This window comes from Subtercola boreus, assembly GCF_003399645.1.
GTDB lineage: Bacteria > Actinomycetota > Actinomycetes > Actinomycetales > Microbacteriaceae > Subtercola > Subtercola boreus_A.
This window is the reverse complement of sequence record NZ_NBXD01000016.1, coordinates 89,527-115,056: the sequence shown is the minus strand read 5'-3', so window position 1 is coordinate 115,056 and position 25,530 is coordinate 89,527. Positions and strand designations below refer to the sequence as shown.

The window sequence follows — 25,530 nt, the reverse complement described above, 5'->3', positions numbered from 1 at the left end:
TTCGTAGACCAGCGCCACCGCATCGGGGGAGCGTTCCGCCTGGGCCTCGAACATCTCATGAATACACGCCTCCTCAGCAAACGGAACGACCGTGTCATTCCACTCCTCCACCAAAAGACGCCGCTCATCCGGCCCAACCAAATCAATACGGCCGACCGGCATCAGCCTATTTTCGGGACTACACCCGGCGCCGGCGAGCGCGGAGAACTGTCGCGCAACGAACTTGACCTCACTGGAATCGAAAACGGCTGAATCGTAGATCCAACGAACGGACCCATCCCATTCTCGAATTTCGAGCGTGAGAGATCCGAGTGACGCAGCGCCTGCGAACGATTCCACTCGTTTTTCTTGCTGCCCGGCAATCACGCTGACTGCTATAGGCCAGGGCTGAGTGGCTTGAAGCTGTTGATTACCGCTCAACTGCGGGTAACGATTGAGAAGGTCGAGCGGGTAGGTGGCGTTGTTGGCGACTAATTCGCGCTCGGATTCGACCGACTTACAAATCTCATCGAAGAGAGAATCGAGACTAACCTCCACTTCCATCGGAACGAGACGCGCCAATGCCGGTGAGGTTGAAGACGAGCTCATTCCGGTGTCCCAGCCGACTTCGATCTTCGACTGCTGGGTCACACGGGCTAGATAGACATTCAGGGTGGCGAGGAGATGATTGACACGCGTATTCGAGTCGGCTTTGTCGAGACCAGGGCAACGCTCCCACGTCGTAGCTTCCACACGGGCTTCTTGTCGCAATGTGCTCATGCTTTGGGAGGACAGTTGCGAGGGATTGAGACGCTCAAGACGCTGCAACCAAAATTCTTCGTGCACTGCCAGCCGTTGGTGTAGTTCTTGCAGCGCGTTACATTCAGCATCGGTCAGAACGGATAATTTTTTGCCAGGAGCGAATGAGAGTTCGTCGGCCAAGACGCGCGGATCTACCGTGGTGCCTCCCGCTCTTGATAGTTCACTCACGATGACATCGTTCGTGCCCGTCGTGATTCGCCAGCCGTCTTCCGCGATGCCGAGTAGAGTTCCCGGCGAACCTCCGGATTTGGTTGTCGACATCTCGAGTCGGCCAATACAAACAATTTCTTGAGGACTGTAGATTTTCGCGCAGGTCAACGCGTTAGTGCGATCCGGGCCATAATTCATGGCACGGACGAGTCTCGATGCATCTCGTGCCGGGGAATCCCAGCGGACAAATCCAGCCGCTTCCGGACGACGAAAACGAGAAGAAAACATTCGATCTTTTGGATCTTGAGAGAAGCCTCTCGAACTTCCTGTATTGAGGCGGGAAAGCAGGACTTCGAAGGCTTTCTCGGCCTCCTGATAGCACTTCAGATTCAAACTGAGTGCAGTGTCGTCATCTTCGATTGCGAAATGACGCTGGAGAAGGATCTCTCCCGCATCGACGTCGCCAATCATGCGATGCCAAGTGATACCGTGTCGCGTTTCTCCAGCTAAAATCGCCCACGAACTCGCATGGCGCCCGGAGTAGCGAGGCAATGGGCTGTCGTGATAATTTATCGCGCCTGCCGACGCGCGCCGGAGCAAGGACGCTGGAAGAATTTTCGGGTTGACGATCGAAAAGATCCAATCTATGTTCTCCCGCGTCATCAGTCGATCCAGACTGGCGACCGAGTCTAGAAATTGAAAGCCTTCATCCCTGGCCCAGTTGCCAAGAAGGTGGTCGAATGCAAGAACACCTCGAACGGAATAGCCTTGAGCGCGAAGGCGCGTGATGCAGTGAATTGCGAATGATCCACTGCCCACCACTACGCACGTGAACAAATTTCTCTCTGGAGAGTTGAAGCCAGAGCCCCGGGCTTCCTCGCTGTCATCTACCTTCGAGACGGTCTCGCCCCCTGTAACTGCGGGTTCTTCATACACTTGAATCCCTTCCGGACGGCTTCTCTGCCGTCGGTAATGTCCTGCGGGTGTCACTAGTATGCGGTGGTCTTTGGCTGGTCGCGAACCACAGCCGAGACGTGTCGAAATACGGTTGAACACGTGTCGGCGCCGATGACATCCGTCGTTTGAGCAGCGCCAGAGTTGTCCGATGCCCGATTTGCTCAACCAGGGCTTCCCGCGTTCGTACCCCGCCCTGGCTACGCGCTCAATTTGACCGTCAGAGTCTCGAGTAGGGCGTACGCTGCTTTATCCTCAGCTTCATCTTCAAGTGTGATTTGAAGCACGCCTTTCCAGAGATCGTCGTTTCGACGATGGGAAAACATACCCAGCCAATAACAGACTTCCTTGATCAGCTCTTCTTGTGCACCCTCTAGGTCGACCGGGATGAAGTCGACGCCATGGGAAGCCCTGACCTTTGCCCGGTCGAAGATCGCACTGTTGATCTCCATCAGGTCAGCGAGAGCGCTGCTATCCCCGACCCCAGGTGGCCGAAAAAGAAAGGCTACGGTATCGAGATCGTTCGGGTTCGTATCCTCGACAAAGCTTCCCACCAGCCATTGAAATCCCCGACCGAAACCGGCTGCTCTCAGAGCCGCTCTATGGTTTAGCCAACCGTCCAAAATAGCGCACCGTGATAACGTCGTGCCGAATATCCTGACCACTTCAACGGCGGTAGTGGGATAGGGCGAAAGCCACTCTGGCGGCCCCCTGCGCCCGATATATGGGGGTAGGAAGCCATCTGCATTGAATGCTGGAATTGACATTGCTCTGCGTCAACCTTGTCAGGACTATCGGGACTTACGGTTTATCAGGACCTGACTGCCTTTGTCGTTGAGCTCGCTTCAGCGCTCATAGATGCAGTAAGCGTTGCTACGGCGAAAGTGAAGCCGTTTAGTTGCACGATACTGCCCCCAACCCGCGACAGCAACTGCGAGATATCGGGATCATGATGAACCTTTGCGACAACAAAAGTGTCTAGAGATTCCGCTATCGTAATCTCAATATCCAGAAAGTCGAGGAAAAATTTTGTTATCGGATACTGACATTTATAGACGGCTTCCTTCGCACAGAAGATCATCGTGCGCAGGTCGTCTCGCAGGTATCTCGGGTACGAATCAATAAAACGACGCTCAGTTTCCGTGCAAACCACGCTTTCAAGTCCGAGATCGACAGCCGTGCACGTTTCCACGTCGATTCCGACTCCGAGGACGTGAGGTTCAGTGGTGACCACTGCAATACAGAGGTCCCGACAATGCGCGAGGCTACCGATGACCCCCTCAGGCCAACTCGGGGAGCGGTCACCATTAGGCACGAGTGCGCCTGCGTCCACGTCTAGTGATGCAAGTGCTCGTCGTGCACACACGCGCACCGCCCCGAACTCCTCACGACGATTCTCAGTTGCACCAGCGATGTACGCGCGCTCCTCCCGAAACAACTGACTATCTGCGATTTCTGGAGAAGCAATGGCCACTGCGAAGGCGGAACCCAGCCAATACTGTAAGGGCGATGTTTCGGGTAGCGTCGGCGAAGATCGAGCGATGCGAGGTAAAGGCTTCTTGACCACCATCTCACTATTGTCCTGGAAGCGTCCTCTTGCACCGACACGGTGCATTTATCCCGGAAAGTACGCGCAGCGCCGCGGTGCGTACCGGGCGGTTACGCTCCCGGACGGTTTGAAGAACCGGCGTCTCAGGTCGGTTGACGAGAGGGAAGGTCTAAGTTTTGGACTCTACCGCTGACGCGGTCTCAATCCGTGGGTCAGTGGGAAGAAGAACTTGCAGGAGGCCCGGGTGTGGTGTCCAGCCGTTCGAAAGGCTCTCTGGATCGAACTCTGAGACCGTCGGCCCGGCACCTCGGGGAGACGGTGCAGCTGCCCGACGGCGCCGTCGTCGCCCGCCCTCTCTAGCGTGAGCCGCGTTACGGCGCCGTTGCCGCCCCAATGCCGAGCCCTTTGCGTTGTATCGTGAATCCATCGGCAGCGTACCGGCCCGCTAAAGCCGGTGTCTTTCAATGGTGGGCAGTATCTGCTCGTATGACCTCGTGCGCTTCCCGATCCACTTTCGTGTACCGGACGCAGTTCGAAAGGCGGCCGACAGGGAAGGCGGGTAGGGCGTTGACCTCGCTGAGCGCTGCCGTTGATGCTCCCGCCCGATCCAGCGCGACAGCACGATTGAGCCGCACAACAGGCGATGGGTCGAAGCCGAGGAGGAGGTCGTAAAGAACAAGAACCTGCAGCCAGTCGGGTTTCGCTGCGGTCTCAGCATCCGCGGAGCACGCGGCGACCGCAGCGTGCAGCTGCTAACAGCCGGAGCGATGTAGCGGGGCGACTTGTTTCAGCTCGGCGCTGGCGCGAACGGTGAGAGTTTTGTTCTATCTCGACCGGTCCTGATTGGCCACCAGCACAAGCTCGCCGTCCACGGACCGGGCCTTCTCGCGCGCGCGGTGGAACAGCAGCAACGCGAGCGAGGCCTTGACCTTCCGCCTCGCGCGGCAGCGCCGCCGCGATCACGCCTGCCAGCCACAGCGCGTCGTCGGCGAGGTCGCGATTCGAGGTGACGTCGCCGCCGGCAACGAGCTGAGCGGTGGTGAGGCCGCACACGGCTCTCAGCGTGAGTGCGAGTTGAACCTCCTGCGACGGCGCGGGGTGGCAGCAGCCGAACAGCAGCGACAGCCGGTCGTCGATACCGTCGGACGAATCGGTGTCGGCTGGATCCTCAGTCGCATGCCCCCGCTCGACCTCGGGTGCCAAACCCGCCAGCTTCTCCCGGAAGCCTCTCTCTCGGCGGAGCCTGTCGAGGGCGTTGTGACGTGCAGCCTGGGTGAGCCCTCCGCCGGGGTTCGGCGGAATCCCGTCGCCCCGCCGCGCGCGCAACGCTTCTCGACAGCCTCGGCCACCGCCTCTTCGGCGATGTCGAGGCGGCATCCGATTCAATCACTGCTCGCGTTAGATGTAGTCCGTCACCATCGGACGCTCCACGCCACAGCCGCCGAGGTCCAGCCCCGGCCAGGTCTTCACGAGGGAGATCGCTGAGTCCACATCCGGGACGTCGATGACCCATTCTGGGCGAAGGAGACTGTTTCATTGCAGATTCTGGTTGACTGTGCCCACCATCACCGCTCGACGAGGAGAACCCCATGGCGACCAACAACATCTTCGTGAACCTGCCGGTCAGCGACCTCGAGGCGTCGAAGGCCTTCTACACGGCCCTCGGATACAGCATCAATCCGCAGTTCAGCAACGAGAACGCGGCGAGCATCGTGCTGTCGGACTCGATCTACATCATGCTGCTCGTAAAGCCGTTCTTCTCGACCTTCACCGAGAAGGAGCTGGTTGATCCGAAGCGCTACGCGCAGGTGCTGAATGCGCTGGGGGTCGATTCCCGCGAGGAGGTCGACGAGCTGATCGCCAAGGGGGTGGCTGCGGGCGGCACCGAGCCCGCCGGCACACTGCAGGATCACGGCTTTATGTACTCACGCGACCTCGAAGACCCCGACGGCCACGGGTGGGAGATCATGTGGATGGACCCGGCGGTGGCCGCGGGCGGCCCGCCCTCGGAGTGACGCACTCCTGAGGGACTACTTTGCGAGTGCGGTCCCCGAACACCGGTGCCTCGTTGATGATGCGGCTGGCACTGTTCACGCAGTCGCCTACTTTCAACCCAAGCCTGCCGGTGACCGTCTCTGGGATCTCACGATGATTGCTGTCGACCCGACACTGAAGCGTGGAGGTCTGGGGAAGGCGTTGATGGCTGTGGTAGAAGAGGAGCTTCGAGAGTCCGGGCAGCGGCTTCTTGTGGTGGAAACATCGCCCACCGGTTCTTTCGAAGCGCCTGTGACCATATCTGCTGCGTGGAGAGAACCCCGTGAAGGTCGCCGACCAGGGAGAAACGGATCGACCTCACCGCCGAAGAAGCATGACAGGGCCGACGCTTTCAGCCGCGAGGCGCTCGTGGCCTGCGGGGACCTCGGGGACACCGCGTCCGCGTCACCGAAGGCACGTTGCCGGACGAAGTGGGTGGTTCGGTTCGAACCCGGTGGGATCGTCTTGCGCACCGAGAAGATCGGGTGCGCTGGCGATTGCGTCGGCGGCGGCGGCACCCCAGGCGTATGCATGGAGGGCTGCGCCTGTGCGTCTGACGTGCAGTGTGGCGGTGTCGCCGTTGGGGGTGCGAATGGTCCGCCAGAGGGAGCACCAAGGACGAATTCTCAAGCATTGAAACACAGGTAATGCCTTTGGGGATCGTCAATATCCAGTGGCCCAGTGACGGGCGATAACAGGCAGAGTGGTGTCATGACGTTTACCGGATTCGGGTCAGATGCGAGTGCCTTCCTGGCCGGCCTGGCGAAAGACAATTCACGGCAGTTCTTCGATGCGCACAGGCAGCAGTATGACACCGCTGTTCGGCAGCCTCTGGAGGATCTGCTCGGCGAAGCGGAGAAGACCTACGGGCCCGGTCGGGTCATGCGACCCAACCGTGATGTGCGGTTCAGTCCCGACAAGTCGCCCTACAAGACCAATGCCAGCATGTGGGCCGGTTCGGTTGGGGGCGTCTATCTGAGCCTGACCGCAGATCATCTCGAGGCTGGCGGGGGTATCTACGAACCCAGCCGGGATCAGTTGGTTCGCGCCCGGACCGCTATCGACTCTGTTCCTACCGCCGCGGCGCAGCTCACGGAGATCATCGATGCCCTCGTCTCGTCGGGCTTCGAGATGGCGGGTCCGGCTTTGAAGACGGCGCCCCGGGGCTACGACCGCGACCACCCCGACATCGAGCTTCTCCGCCTGAAGCATTACGCAGCCCTCACCACGCTTCCCGTCGATGTTGCCCCGGACAAGATCCGGGACGCATGGGAGGCTGTCGAAGCTCTGATCGAATGGGGCGACACCCATGTCGGGGCCGCCAAATCTTGGCCGTGAGAACCACACTTCATCTCGCCTGAGCAGTTTCGATGTCGCTCCTGGTCGCAGCGAACTGCTGTGTTGCGTCGGGAACCCACGTATCGAGGGAGCTCTCGACGTCGGCTGCTGCATCAAGATTCACGCGCATTGCCAAGTGCCCATCCGGCCGGACGAGGACAAGGGTGGGGACGGTTGCCCCGTAAATTCGGTGCGCTTCTCCGTCGAGGTCGAACAGGATGCGCCCCGGCTCGTCGCTGGCGGGCGCCGACGCGCTGTCGGTAGTGATGACGTACGTCGAGACGCGGGCGCACAATCGCTCTGTCCTCTCCACGAGGAGGCGGGTCGACGCGGTCGAGCGCTGGCCCGTGAATGCGAGCAGGGTCCACCCGCCGCGGTAGAGCAGGTCGAGCAGGTGGATGCTGTTGAACCCTCGGACGGTTTGGGAGTCCAGGGCCCGGTCGCACGCAGGGTCGTGTATTTCAGGCTCGCGAACTGGGCCTTTTCAAGGGCGGTTCGGAGGGCGTGCCGCTCGGTGTCGGAAGTTTGCAGCAGCGCATCGGGGGCGTCGTGTTGAACTACGGCGGCGAGTTTCCAGCCGAGGTTGAACGCGTCGGCGATCCCCGTGTTCATCCCTCGCCCGCCGTTGGGAAGGACCGGGTTACCGACATCCCCGGCCAGGAGGATGCGTCCGTCGATGAGCCCGGGCGCGATACCCATCGAGAGATCGGTGTAGCTGAACCATTCGGGATCCGTGAGCGTGAGGTCAGGATCGTCCGCGACACTTCGCAATTTGTGCTGCATCTCGGCGAGGGTTGGTTCACGGTTCGGCATCGCGTCTGTGGGCTCGATGACCAGGACCCGGTGCACTCCGCCGCGGAGTGGGACGACGACCGCGAAGCCGTGTTCGAAGTAGGACAGCCACATCTGATCCATCGTGGAGAGGCGATGCCAGGTAAGCCGGCAGTCGAGCTGGCGAATCGCGACGCCGGTCTTCTTGGTCTCGAAGTTCAGTCGGGTGAAGAGGCGTGTGATTCCGGCGTGGCCATCGGCACCGACGACGGAGGAGAAGTGGGCCCGCTCGATGGATCCGTCGACGCGGATCTCGGCGGTGACCCCGCCAGCGGTCTGCGTGAGTGAGAGAAGTTCGGAACCGAATTCGACCGCGACGCCCTGGTCTGCAAGGCCGGCTGCGGCAGTCCCCGGATGCCCGTCTGCCGGTCTGCGTCGAGAGTCGGGGCTTTTTCTCCAGGATTCGCACGGGAATCCCGTACCGGGTCAGGATGTTTGCAAGCGTCAACCCGGTGGGTCCCGCGCCTCGGACGCCCGGTCGACGTCGAGAAACTGGCTGCACTGGTCGGAGCATCCTGGGACCTCTTTCCCGAACATGGCGTCGAAGCAGTGACGCTCGAATCGATTGCAGCGAAAGCCGGCGTGTCCAAAGCCACTCTCTACAAACACTTCGCCGACAAAACCGCCCTCTTCCAGGCCGGTGTCCTGCGAGCGATGGAACAGATCGAAGCCAGCCAGCAGACCAGGGGTGGCCCGCAACCTCAGCCGCGACCCGGATCTTGCGAGACGGTTCTACGAGACCGGTCCGCGACGGACAAAGGCGAACCTCGCACGAGTGCTCGAGCACGCCGCAGCAGCGGATCAGGTGAACGTGACCGACCCGAACGAAGCCGCCGAGCACCTCTTCGGACTCTGGCAAGGATTCTCGAACTTCCAACCCTCACTCGTCGGCAGCCCCGAACAGCTTCGCGCCCAGCTCACTCAGCGTGTCTCACGGGCCATCGACGTCTTCCTTCTCGCATAAGCACCTCGGGGTGTGAGCGAATGAGGGCGCGGTCACGTGACCAACCAACGGTTATCGGTGGGACAGCCAAGCTCCTAGCTTGACGGCCAGACGATTCGTTTGCCGGACACTCTCGAGATCCCCCGCACGCCTACGCTGGATCGCAGAAATACAGAGGGAAGGATTCGTACCGGCCTCGGACCACCGGCCGCCGCGACAATGCACACTAAATCCTTCATCAGCCAGATGATCAGGCTGTGAAAGAGACCGCGAGGATGCTCTCGAGGCGCTGATAGCTGGTCTCCATCCCGCTGGTCATTCCCGTGGCAAGGATGGCGTCGCGCTGGGCGGCGTCGGTGATAACGAGCGAGAGCAGGGTTCCGCCGTCGACCGGTGTGAGAGTGAGTTCGTTGAGCGACGCAGGAAAGTCCGCTCCGATCATGGTTTCAGTGGTGACCGCTCGGTGCGGCGGCTCGTTCTCGAGCAACTCTCCGGTGAAGCCGAATCCCTCGCCACCGCTCACTGGTTCCCAGATGTACCGGTAGCTGTGACCCACTTTCGCGGCGATCTCGCAGACCGGCATCGTCCAGCCGTCCGGCCCGAGCAACCACACCCTCATCAGGTCGGCGAGCACGGTGTCGATCTGCGCCATGGCTTCGCGGGTTCCTTCGAGTACGCCCATCTCGAGCAAACTGTTCGAACTGGTCGACAGAATCGAAGTGCGAGGTGCAGGTGAGACGGGACCCGGCATCCGTCGCTGCGAGTTCGAAGACCATGCGGGTCGCTGGAAGAGCGGTGTTGACGGCGCCCGTCTCGTCGGCGAACCGGTCGATGACTTCGAACGATTCGGGCGGGCTGACCGCGGTCCAGTCCCAGCAGCCGTAGTGCTCATCTCCTGTCGGCCCGGTTCTGCGGTAGATACTGCGGTCTTTCTCGACGCGTGTCACGGGCATGAGGAGCCTTTCTCGGTACGAGGTCACGGTGTCAGGATGCTGCGGTGTCAGGATGTGGCGGGACGGTTCTCTAGGTGCGGAAGGCGGTCGCGTCATGGGACGGCGCCGTTCCGAAGGTCCGTTTGTAGTCACGGCTGAATTGGGATGGGCTGACGAAACCGACTCGTGAAGCTATTTGGGCGAGCGTCCCAGACTGTTCCACGATCTGTCGCCGCGCTTCATGAAGCCGAACTGCTTTGTGGTACGCGCCGGGGGTGCTGCCGGTGATCTGCCGGAACTGGCGATGGAAAGACCCGACGCTCATCTGTGCTCGTGCGGCAAGGTCTTCCATTCGTATGCTTTGGTCGAAGTGATCCTGCATCCAGCTGGTGACCTCGTCGATCCGGGTCAGGGTCGACTCGGCTCGGAGCAGCTCGCGGATCGGGTCACCGAGGTGGCTGCCGAGTAGCCGGTAGTAGATCTCGCGCCGGACGTCGGCGGCGAGTACGGCGGCTGCGGCCGGCTCGGACTGGAGTTGAAGGAGTCGCAGCACAGGTCCGAGGACGGTTTCAGGAACATCACCGACGGTGACCGGGCCAACGTCGCTCACCATTGCAGTACGGGCTGGCATCTCCGCGACCAACGCCGAAAGAGCGTGACGGTCGAATGGGATCTCCAAGGCGACGTACGGCGTTTCGCCGGTGGCTTTTATCACTTCGACGAAAGCCGGCATATGCGCGGCCAGGATCACCAGATCCCCGGCTCCGTATTCGATCTTGCTGGACCCGGCGACGAGGCGCTTCCTTCCCTGAAATGGCAGGTGGAGTACCGGGTCGAAGAGGACCTGTGCGGGGTCGGAGGGCGACCTCGAGACCCGCACCCTGACTCCGAGCTCGGGGTGGTCGATCCCCGCGGAGTCGTGCAGCGCGATGATCGCTGCGACGATGTCGCCCTGCACGCTCATAATCGCCCTCAGTTCATGTATTCGGCGAACCACTCGAGAATCTTCTCGGGGTGGCGCTGGAAGTACTTGTAACCATCCCACCGGCGGGGGGTGTCGCGGATCCAGAACATCGATTTCTGGTCTGTCCCGAGGGCGTCGTAGGCGTCCTCGAGGTCGGAAGGGCGGGTGATGACATCGTCATGGACACCGTAGGTCAGTGTTGGCATGGTGACCGATGGCGCCCATGCGCTGACGCGGCCGCCTTCGGTGGGAATGCCGGTTATCTGCTGGAAGCGACGATCTGTCTCGTCGACGAACTCTGCAAGGCCGGCCGACGCCAACGACGTCTCGAGAAACGCTCGCGGCGACAGGAGTAGCGGTGCGACGAGGCACCTGACTTCACCGAAGGCCTCCGGGTTTTCGGCGATCGCGCGGAACGTGACGTTTGCCCCCATGCACCGGGAGAAGAGGCCGAGGGTCATCCCGGCTAGATCCGGCCGGGAGTGGATGTAGTTCAGCGTGCCGAAGACGTCGCGCGTCTCGAATCGGTTGTTCGACGCGATGCCCCCGTTGGCGTCTCCGCTCACGCCTGCGTTCCGGAAATCGAAGGCGAGGACGTTGTAGCCGTTGGCGTGCAGGATCTCGTAGTCGAGAAGGAAGTCGATCTCGGTGTCGTTACCCGGGCCGAAGGCGGATTTCCAGGGTTCGAGGTGGGAGGGGAAGCCGTATCGGCTGAAGCCGAAGGCGTGCATCGCTACGATCAGCTTGTCCGATCCTGCGCATGGAATGAGCCACGCTTCCAGCGGTGTGCCATCGGACGAGGGGTAGCTGATGTCCTCGAACTCCAACCCGACGGAGGCGGGTGTGCGCAGTATCGGGGAGCGGGAGGAGTGGGCCAGGCCGTGAGCGAACGCTTCGAGAGTAGCGCTTGTCACGTCGTCGATGATGTTCGTTTCAGTAGTCATGTCTGTTTCATCTTCCGTGAGAGACGATATTCCGTCTCCTCAGAACGGTACGCACCGCGCCCAGTTTGAGGAATGACACTCAAAACTGAAGTCTTGCCCGATACTGATACCGCGCAGGCACCCGGGTCGCATCGGGAGTACCGGAACTGACCCGCCCACGGGGAGTGCGGGCGACTCCCGTCCTTGACAAAATCGAGCAGGTTGGGCACTTTAAGCCCGTCAGCCAGCTTGTTGGTACATTACGACTATCGGCAGAGGCAGGTCGCTGCATTAGCTCATGCGGCGAACACTTCCGCCGACAATGCGGGAAGATCGCGGTCTATTTCGATCCCGTTTCGCCGATGAGTTCGCGTTCGTACTCGGCCGGGGTGGCGAGGATGCCAAGCACCATCCGTCCGGTCTTTGCCGGCCACCCTTCCGACGCTTCCCGCCTCAGCGATCGACCCGAGCCTCCAGCAGGCGCCGCTCAGCGTCGTTCGCTGTGAGTTCCAGGGCGCACAGGTCTTCGGCCATCGCTTCGTCCCGACGGCCGAGGTGCCGGAGCATCCGCGCACGCACGGCGTGCCAGAGGTGGTATCCCGTGAGGGTGCGCCGCAGCACATCCACCTCGTCCAGTGCCGCCTGCGGTCCGTCGACCTCAGCAAGCGCAACCGTGCGGTTCAGCCGCACGATTGGTGAGTAGTCGTACGCGAGCAGCATGTCGTAGAGCGTGAGCACCTGGAGCCAGTCGGTGTGACTGCCGTCGCGCGTGTCGGAGTGGCATGCGGCGATCGCCGCGTGCAGCTGCCAGCGCCCCGGGCGTCGGAGCATCGCCGCCGTCTCGAGAACGGCCTGTGCCTCGTCGATCAGTCCGCGATCCCACCGCGCCCGGTCCTGATCGGCGAGCAGAACGAGCTCTCCATCGACGGCGCGTGCCCCTTCGCGTGCTCGGTGGAACAGCAGCAGTGCGAGCAGTCCCTGCGCCTGCGCCTCCGCCTCCCGCGGAAGTTCGTGTGCGACGACGCGTGCGAGCCACAGGGCGTCGTCGGCGAGGTCGCGGTCCGCGGCCGCGTCTCCGCCCGCAACCAGGTGGGCCTCGCTGTACATCACGGAGATGACGGTCAGGACGATGTTGAGGCGCTCGGCCCGCTCGGATCCCTCGGGGATCCGCAGGGGGATGCCGGCGGCCCCGATCTTTCGTTTGGCTCGCACGATCCGCTGCGCGACCGTCGATTCCGGGGCCAGGGTGGCACGCGCGATCTGCGCGGTCGTGAGTCCGCAGATCGCACGGAGCGTCAGAGCGAGCTGCGCGTCCGGCGAGAGAGCGGGGTGACAGCACCCGAACAGCAGCGGCAGTCGCTCGTCGGGCTCGCCTGCCACGATGAGCGGTGCGGCCTCAAGCGGATCGGTGAGTAGGGCCAGCTTCTCGCGGTACCGCTTCTCGCGCCGCAGGCGATCGATGGCGTTGTGGCGGGCCGCCTGCGTCAGCCATCCTCCGGGATTGGGCGGCACCCCGCGGGTGCGCCACTGGCGCACGGCCTCCTCGATTGCCTCGGCGACCGACTCCTCTGCAAGGTCGAGGCTCCCGAGCCAGCCCGTGAGCGCCGAGACGATCCGCGCGGACTCCTCGCGGATCGTCCGTGCGAGGAGTTGATCGGATGCCGCGGCTTTCGAGCGGCCTGATTCCGCTGCCGCGGCATCCGTTTCGTTCACGGCTCGATGTGGCGCTAGTAGACGATGATCGGGCGGATCTCGACCGAAACGCCGGGCAGCTCGAGCAGCGGCCACGTCTTGACGACGGCGATTGCCGCGTCGAGGTCGGGAACATCGATCACCTGGAATCCGCCGATGACCTCCTTCGCCTCCGAGAACGGCCCGTCGGCCACGACCGGTGCGTCGCCGCCGTAGCTGACCGTGGTCGCGGTGGTGACCGGCTGCAGCTGGGCGCCGGACTCGGTCATCACCTCGCTGTGCGTGCCGAACCAGTCGTAGGTGCGGCGGTAGACCTGCTCGGCGTGCTCAGGCGATACCGCTGCGTCGAGTTCGGGGGTGGTTGTGAACATGATGACGTACTTCACGGTCGTGTCCTTTCGTTAGGGGAACAGTTTCATCTCCACAGCGAACGGGCAAGCCCCGATTCGACACGAACCGCGAAATCCGAGTCAGAAAAGGGCGAGCGGGTTGGAGAAGGGCGGCCGGCTTCCTTGCTCGGGACGAACGGACCGTCCGTCACCGTGCCGTCTTCGATTCTGCAGCGGGGCACGAAACAGGAAGTTAACACGCGTGAAATGGGCTGGCAACCGCGGCCACCCACCATGAGATCACTGCCTGTCAATCGACAGTTATTGGATGTTCGTTCGCGGAAGGCTGTGCCCATGAGTGCCCAGGAACCACCCACGCTCCACTCCACGTCATCACCCTCAGTCACCCATTATCGACAGGAACTCCACCGTGGGGTGGGTTCGTTCGCATCCTTCGCTGCGGGCTTCTCGTTCGTGTCGATCCTCACGACGGTCTTCCAGCTCTTCGGGTTGGGGTTCGGGATCGGGGGGGCTGCGTTCTTCTGGACCTGGCCGATCGTCTTCGTCGGGCAGCTGCTGGTGGCCCTCAACTTCGCCCAGCTCGCTGCGAGCTGGCCGATTGCTGGGTCGATCTTCCAGTGGGCGAGCCGGCTAGCCGGTACGACGTTCGGCTGGTTCACCGGTTGGGTGATGATCGTCGCTCAGACCCTGACGGTAGCGGTCGCCGCGATCGCCGTTCAGGCCGTGCTCCCTGCTATCTGGGAGGGCTTCCAGATAGTGGGCGGACCGACGGCTGACCCGTCGCTTGCCTCGGCCACGGGGGCGCAGAACGCGGTGCTGCTGGGCGTGATCCTGCTCGTCATCACGACGGTCGTGAACATCCTGAGCGTACGCATCATGGCGTTGGCGACGAGCGTCGGCGTCTTCATCGAGATCGTCGGGGTCATCGTGCTTGTCGCAGCTCTGCTGCTGCTGCCTGCCCGGGACCCTTCGGTCGTCTTCACGACGGAAGGCGCCGGCCCCACCGGCGATCCCTATGTCTGGGCGTTTCTCGCCTCGTCGCTCATGGCCGCCTACGTTCTGGTCGGTTTCGATTCTGCCGGTGAGCTAGCGGAGGAGACCCACGCCCCGCGCAGAACGATCCCGAAGACGATTCTTCGCGCGGTGATCGTCTCCGGTCTCGGTGGGGCTCTGCTCATCATCGCCGCCCTGGTGTCTGCGCCGAGCCTCACCGACGGCAACCTCGCCAGCGGTGGCATCGCCTATGTCGTCACGGAACGCCTCGGCCCGGTCTTCGGACGACTGCTGCTCGTCGCCGTCGCGGTCGCCGTCTTCGCCTGCACCCTGGCCGTTCAGACCTCGGGCTCGCGCATGATGTACTCGATGGCCCGTGAACGTGCCCTGCCGTTCTGGCGTACCCTCGCGAGGGTCTCGCCGCGAACGGGAACACCGATTGCGACGAGCATCGTCGTCGGCGTCGGCGCTGCCCTCGCCCTGGCCGTCAACTTCGGGCAGAGCGCGATCTTCACCGCCCTGTCGAGCCTGTGCATCGCGATGCTGTACCTCGCTTACCTCGGTGTCACCATCCCGTTGTTGGTGCGTCGGGTCACCTCGCGGAAAGAGGGATTCCCACCCGGTGTCGACGAGGACGGGAGAAAGCTGTTCACGCTCGGCCGATGGGGCATCCCCCTGAATGTGCTCGCCGTGCTCTACCAGATCGGCATGGTGATCAACCTCGTCTGGCCGCGGGCGGAGATCTACGATCTCACCGGCGAGACCTGGTGGCTGCAGTGGAGTGCCCTGCTCTTCATCGGCGCCACTCTCGTTGCCGGCTACCTCGTGCACCGCCGCAACCACGCCCGCGACGGGGCCATCCGGCTCGGCCATCTGCCGGCGTCGGCATCGCAGGTCGGTACGCCAGCTGACGTCATCGCCTGACCGATTCCTCCCGGTGCCGCCCGCCCTCGCGGGCGGCACCCCCACAGAAAGCGACGGCGCCATGCCCTCGATTGCCGACGACCACCTCACAGACAGCGTTCTCGCCGCCCGCGCCGACGCTCGCGCGCAAGCGCTGCAGACCTCTGACCAGATGCCCTATCGGCCGGCGGCGACCTCGCCCTTCGTGCCCGACGGTGTCCCTGCAGCCGCGCTCGTCTGGGCGGAGACCGTCGCCCCCGGGGGCTACACACACCGGATCGTTTCGCGCGGCACACGCATCCGTCTCGATGACCCGACCGGTGCCGCCTGCGCCCACGTCATCCTGTTCAATGCGCTCGAGACCAGCGAGCGGCTCAACGTCGCCGACACCATCAAGATCCCCTGGCAGGCCTACCTCGGCTCCGGCCACCCGCTGCTCTCCGGAGACGGCCGCGCACTCGCCACCATCACCGCCGACACCTCCGGACGCCACGACACGTTCTGCGGCACCACCACCGATGAATCCAGTATCGCCAAGTATGGATCCGCCGACCCGCAGGGTCCCGCCCCCTCCGGCAGGTCACGGTTCCTTCTCGCCGCCTCCAAGCACGGGCTCACGGGCCGCGACCTCCCGCCCAGTATCTCCTTCTTCAAAGCCGTGCACGTCGAACCCGACGGCGCACTGACCTTCCAGGGCGGAGCGGGGCCGGGCACTCACGTCGAGCTCGTGGCAGAGATCCCACTGCTGGTGCTCATCGTCAACGTGCCCCACCCGCTCGACCCCGCCGACGACTATCTCGTCGGCCCCCTCCGGGTGCACGCGTGGCCGGGCACCCCCACGCTTCCCGGCGACCCGCAGTTCACCGCCACGCCCGAGGTGAACCGCGCCTACCTCAATTCCATCGACTACGCGGAGGCCCGAGGACTGTGACCACCACCACCACCACCACCACGACCACGCAGCTGAGCGGTACGCGCACCATCAGCTCCACCGTTCCCGTCGGTGCGCACTTCACGCCCGATTCACCGCTCGACTTGTCGGGCCCGCTCGCCGGTGGCGCAATCGTCAGCGACGAGACCGTGGCGCCCCTCGCACCCTGGTCCGCGATGCTGCGCGCCGGCCAGTCCCTCACCATCGTCGATGTCGGCGGCAACCAGTCGGCCGACTTCCTCGTCTACGACTTCCACGACACCGACGAGCGGTACTCGGTGCCCGACACTCTTGCCTGGCAGGGCAACGCCTACCTGCGCGAGGGGTCGGTGCTCCGCTCGAACCTCGGCCGGCCACTGATGACCATCACCGGCAATGAGATCGACCGGCAGGACACCATCGGCGGTGCCTGCTCGAAAGAGTCCAATACCCTCCGCTACGGCTTCCACACCGAACACCAACACGGTTGCCGCGAGAACTTCCTCGCCGAAGCGGCCCGGCACGGCCTGGGCGCCCGCGACCTCGTCTCCAACATCAACTGGTTCATGAACGTGCCCGTCGAGGAGGACGGCACGCTCGGCATCGTCGACGGGATGTCTGCACCCGGCAAACGCGTCGCCCTCCGTGCGGAGCGGGACGTTCTGGTGATCGTCTCCAACTGCCCGCAGATGAACAATCCGTGCAACGACTTCAACTGCACACCCCTCCGGATGATCATCACAGACGCGTCGTCTGCAACCGGATCGGCTGACGCGTGACCTCCGCCTTCGACACGCTGCTCATTGCCAACCGCGGCGAGATCGCCCGTCGCATCATCCGTTCCGCACACTCGCTCGGCCTCCGAACCGTTGCGGTGTACTCCGACGCCGACCGGGCCGCGCCGCATGTGCGCGAAGCCGACGAGGCGATACGCCTCGGGCCTGCTCCTGCTCGCGGGTCCTATCTCGACATCGACCGGATTCTCGACGCCGCACACCGGGTCGGTGCCGGTGCCATTCATCCCGGCTACGGGTTCCTCTCGGAGAACCTCGAATTCGCACGCCGCATCGAAGGCGAGGGAATCAGCTTCGTCGGGCCCACCGTGGATCAGATTGCCTCGTTCGGTGAGAAGCACACTGCACGCGAACTCGCTGCCCTCGCCGGCGTGCCCATGCTCACCGGCACCGGGCTGCTGTCCTCCGCCGCTGAGGCCGTCGCCGAAGCAGAGAGAATCGGGATGCCGGTCATGCTGAAAGCCACCGGCGGCGGCGGCGGGATCGGCATGCAGGCCTGTGCGTCAGCCGCCGAGGTGCGTGACGCGTATGACCGCGTCGCCCGTCTCGGCGAGAAGAACTTCGGTTCCGCCGGGGTCTTCCTCGAACGGCTTGTGCGCCCGGCCCGGCACGTGGAGGTGCAGCTCTTCGGAGCCGGTGACGGAAGGGTCGCGATCATCGGCGACCGCGACTGCTCCCTTCAGCGCCGCAACCAGAAGGTCATCGAAGAGGCGCCCGCACCCGCTCTTCCCGACCGGGTGCGCCAGCAGCTCCACGATTCAGCCCACGCTCTCGCCTCCTCTGTGTCGTACCGTTCTGCGGGCACCGTCGAGTTCGTCTATGACCCGATCCGCGAAGAGGCGTCGTTTCTCGAGGTGAACACCCGCCTCCAGGTCGAGCACCCGGTCACTGAGGAGGTCTACGGGGTCGACCTCGTTGCGATGATGCTCCGCCTCGCCCGCGACGGAGCCGATGGGATCGAACCCGACGTGTTCACCTCCCCGTTCGTTCCGGTCGGCCATGCCCTCGAAGCGCGCGTCTACGCCGAAGACCCCGCGAAGAACGGCCTGCCGAGCTCCGGCCTCGTCACTCAGGCGGTCTTTCCGGGTCACGGCGGCCCCGCGCTCAGCGGGGTGCGCATCGACGGGTGGATCGAGACCGGCCTCGAAGTCTCGCCGTACTACGACCCCATGCTCGCAAAAGTCATCGCCGCAGCCCCCACCCGTGACTCCGCGCTCGACCTCCTCCGGGAGGGGCTCGACACCAGCCGTATCGACGGCGTCGTCACGAACCTCGGCCTGCTCCGTGCGCTCACTGACGAGACCGCCCTCCGCGCCGCCGTGCACTCCACCTCCACCCTCGACGAGGCCTCTGACCCTGATCCGCGCATCGACGTTCTGGACTCCGGCGCCATGACCACCGTGCAGGACATCCCCGGCCGCACCGGATACTGGCAGATCGGCGTACCGCCGAGCGGACCCATGGACGCCGTGTCGCTCACCGAGGCGAACCTGGCCGTCGGCAACCCAGCCGGCGCCCCGGGACTCGAGATCACCGCCACGGGCCCGACCCTCCGTTTCAGCGCTCCCACTCTGATCGCTCTGACCGGCGCGCCAGCGGCCGCCACCCTCGACGGCGAGCCGCTGCCGATGTGGGAACCGGTCGAAGCCGCGGCCGGCAGCGTGCTGGCCATCGGCATCCTTGCTGGGCCCGGTCAGCGCGCCTACCTCGCCGTGCGTGGCGGCATCGACGTGCCCCTGTACCTGGGGAGCGCGTCGACCTTCACTCTCGGCGGCTTCGGAGGTCACGCCGGACGAGCCCTGCTGCCCGGGGACGTTCTGAGACCGGGATCGTCGGACTCCGATGCCCCCCACCCTGCCTTCCGTCCCGGCGCGCGGCTCGGGACCGTCGGCGGCTCCACCCCGGCGGTCCGCCGCCCCGCCTTCACCTCGGCCTGGCAGATCGGGGTCACTGAGGGTCCGCACGGCGCCCCGGAGTTCTTCACCCGCGCCGACATGGACGTCTTCTACGCCACCGACTACGTGGTTCACTACAACTCCGCCCGCACGGGTGTGCGTCTCGACGGCCCCCGCCCGGAATGGGCCCGGGAAGACGGCGGCGAGGCAGGCCTTCACCCGTCGAACATCCATGACAACCCCTACGCCGTCGGCGCCATCGACTTCACCGGCGATACCCCGATCATCCTCGGCCCCGACGGCCCCAGTCTCGGCGGCTTCGTCTGCCCAGCGGTCGTCGGCAGTGGAGAGCTGTGGAAACTGGGTCAGCTGCGACCCGGTGACACGATCCGGTTCGTCCCCGTGCGCGAAGCCGATGCCGCCGACCACATCCACGACGTCGCATCCCTCACGGTGAGAAGCGCCGGGGGAGACGGCGACGACGGAGTGATCGCCCGACTGGATGCAGACGAGGACCGCCCCTCGGTCACCTACCGGCGCGACGGCGACGACAACCTCCTCGTCGAGTACGGCGACCTCACCCTGGACCTCGGCCTCCGGATGCGCGTGCACGCGCTCATGACCCGGTTGAAGGACGAGTCGCCTGCCGGTGTGCTCGAGCTGACCCCCGGCATCCGCTCGCTGCAGATCCACACCGATTCCACCCGACTGAAGGCCACGACACTGGCCGGGATGCTCCGGGAGATCGAGCAGGACATCCCCGCCACCCACGAACTCGTTGTTCCCTCGCGCACCGTGCGGCTCCCGCTGTCGTGGGATGACCCGGCGACCCACCTCGCGATCGAGCGGTACATGAACGGGGTGCGGGCCGATGCGCCGTGGACGCCGTCGAACATCGACTTCATCCGGCGCATCAACGGACTCGACTCGGTCGACGACGTGCTGAAGACGGTCTTCGACGCGACCTACCTCGTGCTCGGACTCGGAGATGTCTACCTCGGTGCGCCCGTCGCCACCCCGCTGGACCCGCGGCACCGTCTCGTCACCACCAAGTACAACCCCGCCCGGACCTGGACGGCGGAGAACTCGGTCGGTATCGGCGGCGCCTACCTGTGCATCTACGGCATGGAAGGGCCCGGCGGCTACCAGTTCGTCGGCCGCACCGTGCAGGTCTGGAACAGGTTCCGCCGCGGCGGGCTCTTCGCCGACAACCCCTGGGCCCTGAAGTTCTTCGACCGCATCGAGTGGTACCCGGTCGGCGCCGACGAGCTCCTCGAGCTGCGCGCCGAGACCGACGCCGGGCGGGGAGACTTCGAGACCGTCGAGGGCAGCTTCGCGATTGCGGACCACCAGCGGTTTCTTTCTGACAACGCCGAGTCGATCACGGACTTCCGTGCCGTGCAGGCGCGGGCGTTCGGCGAAGAGAAGGAGCGCTGGCGGGCATCCGGCGAGTTCGACGTTCGTCCTGATGCGAAAGAACTGCAGCCCGCCGACCCGGTCATCCTCGCCGAGGGCGCCATCGGCGTCTCCGCTCCGTTCACCTCGACCGTCTGGCAGGTTTCCGTCGAACCCGGCCAGAGAGTCGCAGCAGGCGAGAAACTGCTGTCGCTCGAGGCGATGAAGATGGAGTCCTCCGTGCTCGCCGACGAGGCCGGCACCATCGACGAAATCCACGTCCGCCCCGGCGAGCAGGTCGCACCCGGGCAGATCCTCCTCTCGATCATCGGAGACGCGAAATGACACTCCCCACCTCCGTCGATCGCGTGACGGCCGCCTATGCGCGCCTGCGCGCCCTCGACCGTCCCGAGATCTGGATCAGCATCCGTGACGAGCAGGATGCCCTCGCCGAGGCTGCCACCATCGACGCCCGTGTCGCAGCGGGGGAGAGCCTCCCTCTCGCCGGAACTGTCGCTGGGGTCAAGGACAACATCGACGTTCTCGGACTCGACACCACAGCCGCAGCCCCCAGCTTCCGCTACCGGCCGGGCCGAGACGCCACCGCCGTGCGCCGATTGCGCGACGCCGGCAGCGTGGTGATCGGAAAGACCAACCTCGACCAGTTCGCGACCGGCCTCGTCGGCGCCCGGAGTCCCTTCGGCGCCGTTCGCAACGCCTGGGATCCCAGCCGCATCTCCGGCGGCTCGAGCTCCGGGTCAGCCGTCGCCGTCGCCCTCGGCATCGTCGATGTGGCTCTCGGAACAGACACCGCCGGGTCCGGCCGGGTTCCCGCCGCACTGAACGGGATCGTCGGCGTCAAACTCACCCGCGGCCGGATCCCCACGACCGGAGTCGTTCCCGCGTGCCGCAGCCTCGACTGCGTCACGGTCTTCGCGCGCGAGCTGGGCCTCGCGCGGAACACTGCCGAGCTGCTCACCGGACCTGACGGCATCGACCCCCTCGCGCGCACTCCCGACGAGGCGGCCCAGCACGCGGCCGGCTCCGTGCTGCCGTCCCGGCCTCGCATCGGAATCCCGACGGCCGATCAACTCGAGGGCCTCGCCCCCGGCTGGGCCGAGGCCTTCCGCAGAGCGGCAGCGCGCCTCGGGGCTGCCGGAGTCGACGTCGTCGAGGTGGACATCACCGCCCTTCTCAAAGCGGCCGTGCTGCTCTACGACGGCGCCTTCGTCGCCGAGAGGTACGCCGCCGTCGGCGCCCACATCGACGAGCACCGGGACCTCATCGGCTCCGATCTCGACCCCTCTGTAGCCGCAATCGTGCTCGGCGGCGCGGCAAAGACTGCCGTCGAACTCCTCCACGACAGGGAGGAGCTCGATCGCCTCGGTTCGGTCGCCCGCACCGCTCTCGCCGGATGCGATGCCCTGCTGACCCCGACGACCACCTGGCACCCCACCCTCGAACAACTCGCCGCCGACCCCATCGGCGGCAACAGCCGGATGGGCCGGTACACGAACTTCGCGAACCTGCTCGACATGACCTCCACTTCCATCCCGGCCGGTACGGTGGACGGGCTTCCCTTCGGTGTGATGATCACCGCACCCGCGTTCCACGACCTCGCTGTGCACCACATCGCGGAGCGCCTGCTCCAGCCCGCCATCGACATCCTCGTCGTCGGAGCACACCTGACCGATCAACCGCTCAACCAGCAGCTCGTCTCCGCTGGAGGCACCTTCTCCCGAAGCATCCGCACCAGCGCCGACTACGCCCTCTTCGCCCTCGACACGACACCGCCGAAGCCCGGCCTCGTACGCGTCGTCACCGGCGGGACCGCGATTGCGGGGGAGGTGTGGACGCTGCCGGCCGCCGGGTTTGGCACCTTCGTCGCCGCCCTGCCCTCACCGATGGCCATCGGGAAGGTGATGCTCGAAGACGGCTCTGCCGTGTCGGGGTTTCTCTGCGAATCGGTCGCCACCATCGGTACACAGGACATCAGCGGCTACGGCGGCTGGCTCGCCTGGCTGCCGCTTTGAACACCGGGTAGACGACTGTGCCGAACCTTCGGGGTGAGACCATGGAGACCATGACCACCGCACCACCGAGCAGAGCCGGTCGCCCCCGAGCCAACGCTGACGCACCCGACGGCACCCTGACGGCCAGAGAACAGATCCTCGACGCAGCCGCAGCTCTCTTCGCCGAGTCGGGCTTCTCCGGGGCTTCGACCCGCGCGATCGCCGACAGGGTCGGCATCCGGCAACAGTCCCTCTACTACCACTTCGCCGGCAAGGACGACATCCTCGCAGAACTCCTCTCCGGTTCGGTGCGGCCGAGTATCGAGTTCGTCGACGGAATCGAAGCCCTCGTGCCCGAACGGATCAGCCCGGCCGGGGCCCTGTTCGCGCTTGCCAGCACCGACGCCCGAACGCTCCGCCGCACCCCCCACAACATCGGCACGCTGTATCTGCTGCCCGAGATCCAGGATGCGAGGTACGACGACTTTCGCAACGAGCGCGTACGACTCCAGGCCAGCTACGGCCGACTCGGGGCCGCGGCTGCGCACCCGGACGTCATCGCCACCCTCAGCGAGCACCGAATCGGATCGCTCCTCATCCAGCTCGTCGAACTCGTCATCCAACTGCGCCGCGACACCACCGACGCGGCCGCAGAAGACGATGATGCCACCATCGCCTCATCGTGTCTTCGGGTGCTCGGGCTGTCGACCCCCGAGATCGCGTCCGCTCGCATCGAAGCGAACGGGTTCGTCGTTCCGCATGAGTGAGATCTCTGAGAGCCTCGGTCAGGGCCGGTCCCACGCGTTGAGGTGACCGATGTTGTGGGTGGGTTTCGCCGGCGTCGGTGTGGCTGCCGTCTTGTTCGTCTCCCGGGTCGAATCTCTTCCTTCGCTCTGGTTGCCGTTCCTGGTTCTGTTCGCTGCGATGTGGTTGGTGCTGCCGTTCCGGATCGAGTTGGCGTCTGGTGTGGGAACCGTGTCGATCGGCGTCGCGGTCGTCGTGCTGGCGTTCATCGCCGAGGATGTCGAACCGGTCAGCGCTCTTGTGCTCTGGTTGATCTCGATCCTCCTCATTCAGGTGATCCTTCGTCGGTCGTGGCTGATTGTTGTGTACTGGTCGGGTCTGACCGCTCGGTCCGGGGCGGCGTTCGTTCTGGTGCGGGGTCTGTTCCCGGGTTTCGGATGGTGGCCGGTGCTCGCCGTCGTGCCGTCTGTGTTGGCCTACGCGGTGTTGGCGATCGGTTCGGAGTATGTGCAGGCGGTGATCGCGTTCTCGGGTATGCCAGGGCGCATCTGTCTGCGCCGGTGAGCAGGATCGATCTGGGCGCTGGTTTGGAGATCCGCTCAGCGAACAGCCTCCTCATCGTCGCGCTGGTACTGCTTGTCATCAGCCAGCAGGTGCGGCGCACCCGTCTCGAGCAGAAGCTGAACGGTCTCATCAACGCTGCCCTCGCCTTGCCGTGGGGTAGTGACGAAACGATTCTGGTGGCGCTCGAAAACGCCGCCCGCGCTACCATTCCTGCTGGCAGCACCCGCATCGATGCGAAACCGGGGCGCCCATTCGAACTCTCCGCTCCGGTGCACGCCCCGGGAGACACAACCCGCCACATCATCCTCACCCGCCGCTCAGACTCCGACGGATTCTCCGCACTGGAACGCAAAGCGCTGGAGGCGCTCGCGCACATCGCAACCCAAGCACTGTATGACCGCCGAAGCACGCGAACACTCCGTGACCAGGCGACAACAGATTCTGTGACGGGCCTGTTGAACATCCGCGGCTTCTTCGAGGAATTCCAGGCCCTCACGGAACCCGGTCGGTACGCGATCCTGTTGATGGACCTCGATGACTTCAAACTCGTCAATGACACGCACGGTCATTCCGTCGGCAACACGGTGCTCGATATCGTCGGGCGTCGGATCCGGAAGAGCGTTCGTGCAGAGGACATCGTTGCTCGGATAGGCGGTGACGAATTCGCGGTACTCCTGGACTCGGACACTGCCAGCGCGGTCGCGTCGCGCATCGGCCGTGCGGTGGAGAAACCGGTCCAGATCGAGTCGTTGACCATAGATGCACGAATCGGTATCGGAGCGCCCGCCCCGGTTGGTCGTTCGACGTTCGATGAGGTGATGAAAGCGGCCGACGAACGGATGTATGAACAGAAACGAGAACGAAAACATGCTGAAGGTCTGGTTGCGGAGTCAATCGGTCTCGTCGCAGAGGTCATGGGCGCGATTCGCGAAGGTTCGGTCACGGTGGCGTTCCAACCCGTTGTCGATGTGGCTGGCGGGTACATCGTCGGGTTCGAAGTCCTGGCCAGATACACCCGCGCCGACAACACCCCGCTCAGCCCGCCGACCCTGATCGATATTGCCCGGGACCAGGGAATGCTGGATGATCTGACCCTGCAGATCACGGACCGTGCGCTGCATCACATGACGGCCTCCCAGACCATCACACCCGAGGTGTCTTTCCTCAGCATCAACATCGAGGCCGACCAGCTGCTCCGTGACGGGTTCGTGAACGCGCTTCGCGCCCGCCGGCTCATGCACCCGGCGATACGGATGTGCCTGGAGCTGACCGAGAACTCTCTCGGCCGGGTCGACTCCACCATCGTCGAGAGGGTGCGGGAGCTTGCTGCCGAAGGATTGATCATCGCCCTGGATGACTATGGGCAAGAACACGCCGCAACCGCTACGTTGTTGACAACCCCCGGTCTCTCGCGAAGATCGATCGCGTGTTCCTGGCCGATGAGAGCAACCCGAAACACGAGACCATTCTCCGTTCGATCATCGGCCGGAACTGCAGCCATCCTCGACGACGCGGACTGAAGACACGCGGGCCGACGCTCCAAGCCGGTCCCAACCGCCGGGTCGCAGGTCTTCGGCGGAGCGAGGTCGCGACCCACGGCATTCCCCTCTCGGGGCGGCCCCGCCCACGAGTGAGTAGAACCGCTTTGAACCGGCCGAGCCAATGAACTCGGCCGCGCGTTCTACGCACCCCTCATCGGCGACGGCGGCCGAACCCCGAACCTCGCCCGGTTCCAGTTTCTCGACCCCGCCTCACGCGAGTTCTCTCCCGACTGGGACCGGTTCGCAGAGATGTAACTGGGCGACCGCAGCCGTCGCAGCCCCTCCGACGAGACAGCGAGAACGCTGGATCTGCCGGAG

At 64.4% G+C, this 25,530-nt stretch carries 22 protein-coding genes and 4 pseudogenes; 14 read left to right on the top strand and 12 right to left on the bottom strand.

The genetic code is table 11. The annotated features are described in order from the left end of the window. The 4 genes and pseudogenes from B7R24_RS17330 to B7R24_RS18415 form a co-directional block, all read right to left on the bottom strand. Positions 1-1,887, bottom strand: a 1,887-nt coding sequence (locus tag B7R24_RS17330; protein WP_301182471.1) for a formyltransferase family protein, incomplete at its 3' end; no start/stop codon positions are given. A gap of 218 nt (positions 1,888-2,105) precedes the next feature. After that, positions 2,106-2,672, bottom strand: a complete 567-nt coding sequence (locus B7R24_RS17325; protein WP_147304005.1) for a DUF6932 family protein — start codon at positions 2,670-2,672, stop codon at positions 2,106-2,108. A 44-nt stretch (positions 2,673-2,716) separates the two neighbouring features. Further along, positions 2,717-3,475 carry a 4'-phosphopantetheinyl transferase family protein gene (locus tag B7R24_RS08820; protein WP_172582761.1) on the bottom strand — a complete coding sequence of 253 codons (759 nt, stop codon included), beginning with the start codon at positions 3,473-3,475 and terminating at the stop codon, positions 2,717-2,719. 803 nt (positions 3,476-4,278) lie between these two features. Further along, a pseudogene (locus B7R24_RS18415) lies at positions 4,279-4,389 on the bottom strand (DUF6596 domain-containing protein); the annotation flags it as partial. Positions 4,390-5,043: 654 nt separating this feature from the next. On the opposite strand from B7R24_RS18415, the gene B7R24_RS18085 reads away from it, so the two are divergent. The 3 genes from B7R24_RS18085 to B7R24_RS08805 all read left to right on the top strand — a co-directional run bounded on the left by B7R24_RS18085 (position 5,044) and on the right by B7R24_RS08805 (position 6,826). After that, entirely contained in the window at positions 5,044-5,469 is a 426-nt protein-coding gene (locus tag B7R24_RS18085; RefSeq protein ID WP_116418602.1) for a VOC family protein, read from the top strand. Further along, positions 5,363-6,136 (top strand): GNAT family N-acetyltransferase, encoded by a 774-nt coding sequence (locus tag B7R24_RS18410; RefSeq protein WP_367302617.1) that lies wholly within the window; start codon positions 5,363-5,365, stop codon positions 6,134-6,136. Before B7R24_RS18085 ends, B7R24_RS18410 begins: the two co-directional genes overlap by 107 nt. A 63-nt stretch (positions 6,137-6,199) precedes the next feature. After that, a complete protein-coding gene (locus B7R24_RS08805) occupies positions 6,200-6,826 on the top strand; it encodes a DUF2461 domain-containing protein (protein ID WP_116418600.1) in 627 nt (208 codons plus the stop codon). A gap of 10 nt (positions 6,827-6,836) precedes the next feature. Here B7R24_RS08805 and B7R24_RS18405 read toward each other — a convergent pair whose 3' ends face one another. The 3 genes and pseudogenes from B7R24_RS18405 to B7R24_RS18395 all read right to left on the bottom strand — a co-directional run. Next, positions 6,837-7,226 carry a hypothetical protein gene (locus B7R24_RS18405; protein ID WP_367302616.1) on the bottom strand — a complete coding sequence of 130 codons (390 nt, stop codon included), beginning with the start codon at positions 7,224-7,226 and terminating at the stop codon, positions 6,837-6,839. Positions 7,227-7,369: 143 nt separating this feature from the next. Next, positions 7,370-7,927 (bottom strand): annotated as a pseudogene (locus tag B7R24_RS18400) (FAD-dependent monooxygenase); the annotation flags it as partial. Between the two features lie 97 nt (positions 7,928-8,024). Further along, a pseudogene (locus B7R24_RS18395) lies at positions 8,025-8,171 on the bottom strand (FAD-dependent monooxygenase); the annotation flags it as partial. Between B7R24_RS18395 and B7R24_RS18390 the strand changes: the two are divergent. Together B7R24_RS18390 and B7R24_RS08785 are read left to right on the top strand one after the other, a co-directional pair. After that, a pseudogene (locus B7R24_RS18390) lies at positions 8,150-8,284 on the top strand (TetR/AcrR family transcriptional regulator); the annotation flags it as partial. The pseudogenes B7R24_RS18395 and B7R24_RS18390 sit on opposite strands and share 22 nt — an antisense overlap. Positions 8,285-8,345: 61 nt before the next feature. Beyond that, positions 8,346-8,621: a TetR/AcrR family transcriptional regulator C-terminal domain-containing protein gene (locus tag B7R24_RS08785; protein WP_172582760.1), complete on the top strand. Its 276-nt coding sequence runs from the start codon at positions 8,346-8,348 to the stop codon at positions 8,619-8,621. Between the two features lie 229 nt (positions 8,622-8,850). On the opposite strand, the gene B7R24_RS17775 is transcribed toward B7R24_RS08785, so the two are convergent. From B7R24_RS17775 to B7R24_RS08760, 5 genes are all read right to left on the bottom strand, one after another. After that, a complete protein-coding gene (locus tag B7R24_RS17775; RefSeq protein ID WP_216364027.1) occupies positions 8,851-9,282 on the bottom strand; it encodes an SRPBCC domain-containing protein in 432 nt (143 codons plus the stop codon). Between the two features lie 341 nt (positions 9,283-9,623). Then, entirely contained in the window at positions 9,624-10,496 is an 873-nt protein-coding gene (locus B7R24_RS08775; RefSeq protein ID WP_116418596.1) for an AraC family transcriptional regulator, read from the bottom strand. An 8-nt stretch (positions 10,497-10,504) separates the two neighbouring features. Next, entirely contained in the window at positions 10,505-11,440 is a 936-nt protein-coding gene (locus tag B7R24_RS08770; protein ID WP_116418595.1) for an alpha/beta hydrolase family protein, read from the bottom strand. A 432-nt stretch (positions 11,441-11,872) separates the two neighbouring features. Further along, on the bottom strand, positions 11,873-13,132 hold the full coding sequence (locus tag B7R24_RS08765) for an RNA polymerase sigma factor (protein ID WP_116418594.1): 1,260 nt from the start codon (positions 13,130-13,132) through the stop codon (positions 11,873-11,875). A 14-nt stretch (positions 13,133-13,146) separates the two neighbouring features. Beyond that, on the bottom strand, positions 13,147-13,497 hold the full coding sequence (locus tag B7R24_RS08760; protein ID WP_116418593.1) for a YciI family protein: 351 nt from the start codon (positions 13,495-13,497) through the stop codon (positions 13,147-13,149). A gap of 297 nt (positions 13,498-13,794) precedes the next feature. Here B7R24_RS08760 and B7R24_RS08755 point away from each other — a divergent pair, with 297 nt between their 5' ends. The 9 genes from B7R24_RS08755 to B7R24_RS18075 all read left to right on the top strand — a co-directional run bounded on the left by B7R24_RS08755 (position 13,795) and on the right by B7R24_RS18075 (position 25,467). After that, complete coding sequence (locus B7R24_RS08755; protein WP_116418592.1) at positions 13,795-15,378, top strand: APC family permease; 1,584 nt, start codon at positions 13,795-13,797, stop codon at positions 15,376-15,378. 61 nt (positions 15,379-15,439) lie between these two features. Then, a complete protein-coding gene (locus B7R24_RS08750; protein ID WP_116418591.1) occupies positions 15,440-16,288 on the top strand; it encodes an urea amidolyase associated protein UAAP1 in 849 nt (282 codons plus the stop codon). Beyond that, positions 16,285-17,046, top strand: coding sequence for an urea amidolyase associated protein UAAP2 (locus tag B7R24_RS08745; protein ID WP_116418590.1), 762 nt, complete (start codon positions 16,285-16,287; stop codon positions 17,044-17,046). The genes B7R24_RS08750 and B7R24_RS08745 overlap by 4 nt, the downstream gene beginning before the upstream one ends. Next, the gene (gene uca / locus B7R24_RS08740; RefSeq protein ID WP_116418589.1) at positions 17,043-20,696 is read left to right on the top strand and encodes an urea carboxylase; all 3,654 of its coding nucleotides are present in this window, start codon (positions 17,043-17,045) and stop codon (positions 20,694-20,696) included. Before B7R24_RS08745 ends, uca begins: the two co-directional genes overlap by 4 nt. Beyond that, complete coding sequence (locus B7R24_RS08735) at positions 20,693-22,384, top strand: allophanate hydrolase (RefSeq protein WP_116418588.1); 1,692 nt, start codon at positions 20,693-20,695, stop codon at positions 22,382-22,384. Before uca ends, B7R24_RS08735 begins: the two co-directional genes overlap by 4 nt. 50 nt (positions 22,385-22,434) lie before the next feature. Further along, entirely contained in the window at positions 22,435-23,130 is a 696-nt protein-coding gene (locus tag B7R24_RS08730; protein WP_116418612.1) for a TetR/AcrR family transcriptional regulator, read from the top strand. 49 nt (positions 23,131-23,179) lie between these two features. Next, on the top strand, positions 23,180-23,671 hold the full coding sequence (locus tag B7R24_RS17580) for a hypothetical protein (RefSeq protein WP_172582758.1): 492 nt from the start codon (positions 23,180-23,182) through the stop codon (positions 23,669-23,671). Continuing rightward, entirely contained in the window at positions 23,668-25,191 is a 1,524-nt protein-coding gene (locus tag B7R24_RS08725; protein WP_172582757.1) for a GGDEF domain-containing protein, read from the top strand. The genes B7R24_RS17580 and B7R24_RS08725 overlap by 4 nt, the downstream gene beginning before the upstream one ends. A gap of 174 nt (positions 25,192-25,365) precedes the next feature. Further along, positions 25,366-25,467 carry an MmyB family transcriptional regulator gene (locus tag B7R24_RS18075; RefSeq protein WP_253259360.1) on the top strand — a complete coding sequence of 34 codons (102 nt, stop codon included), beginning with the start codon at positions 25,366-25,368 and terminating at the stop codon, positions 25,465-25,467. Positions 25,468-25,530 lie beyond the last annotated feature (63 nt).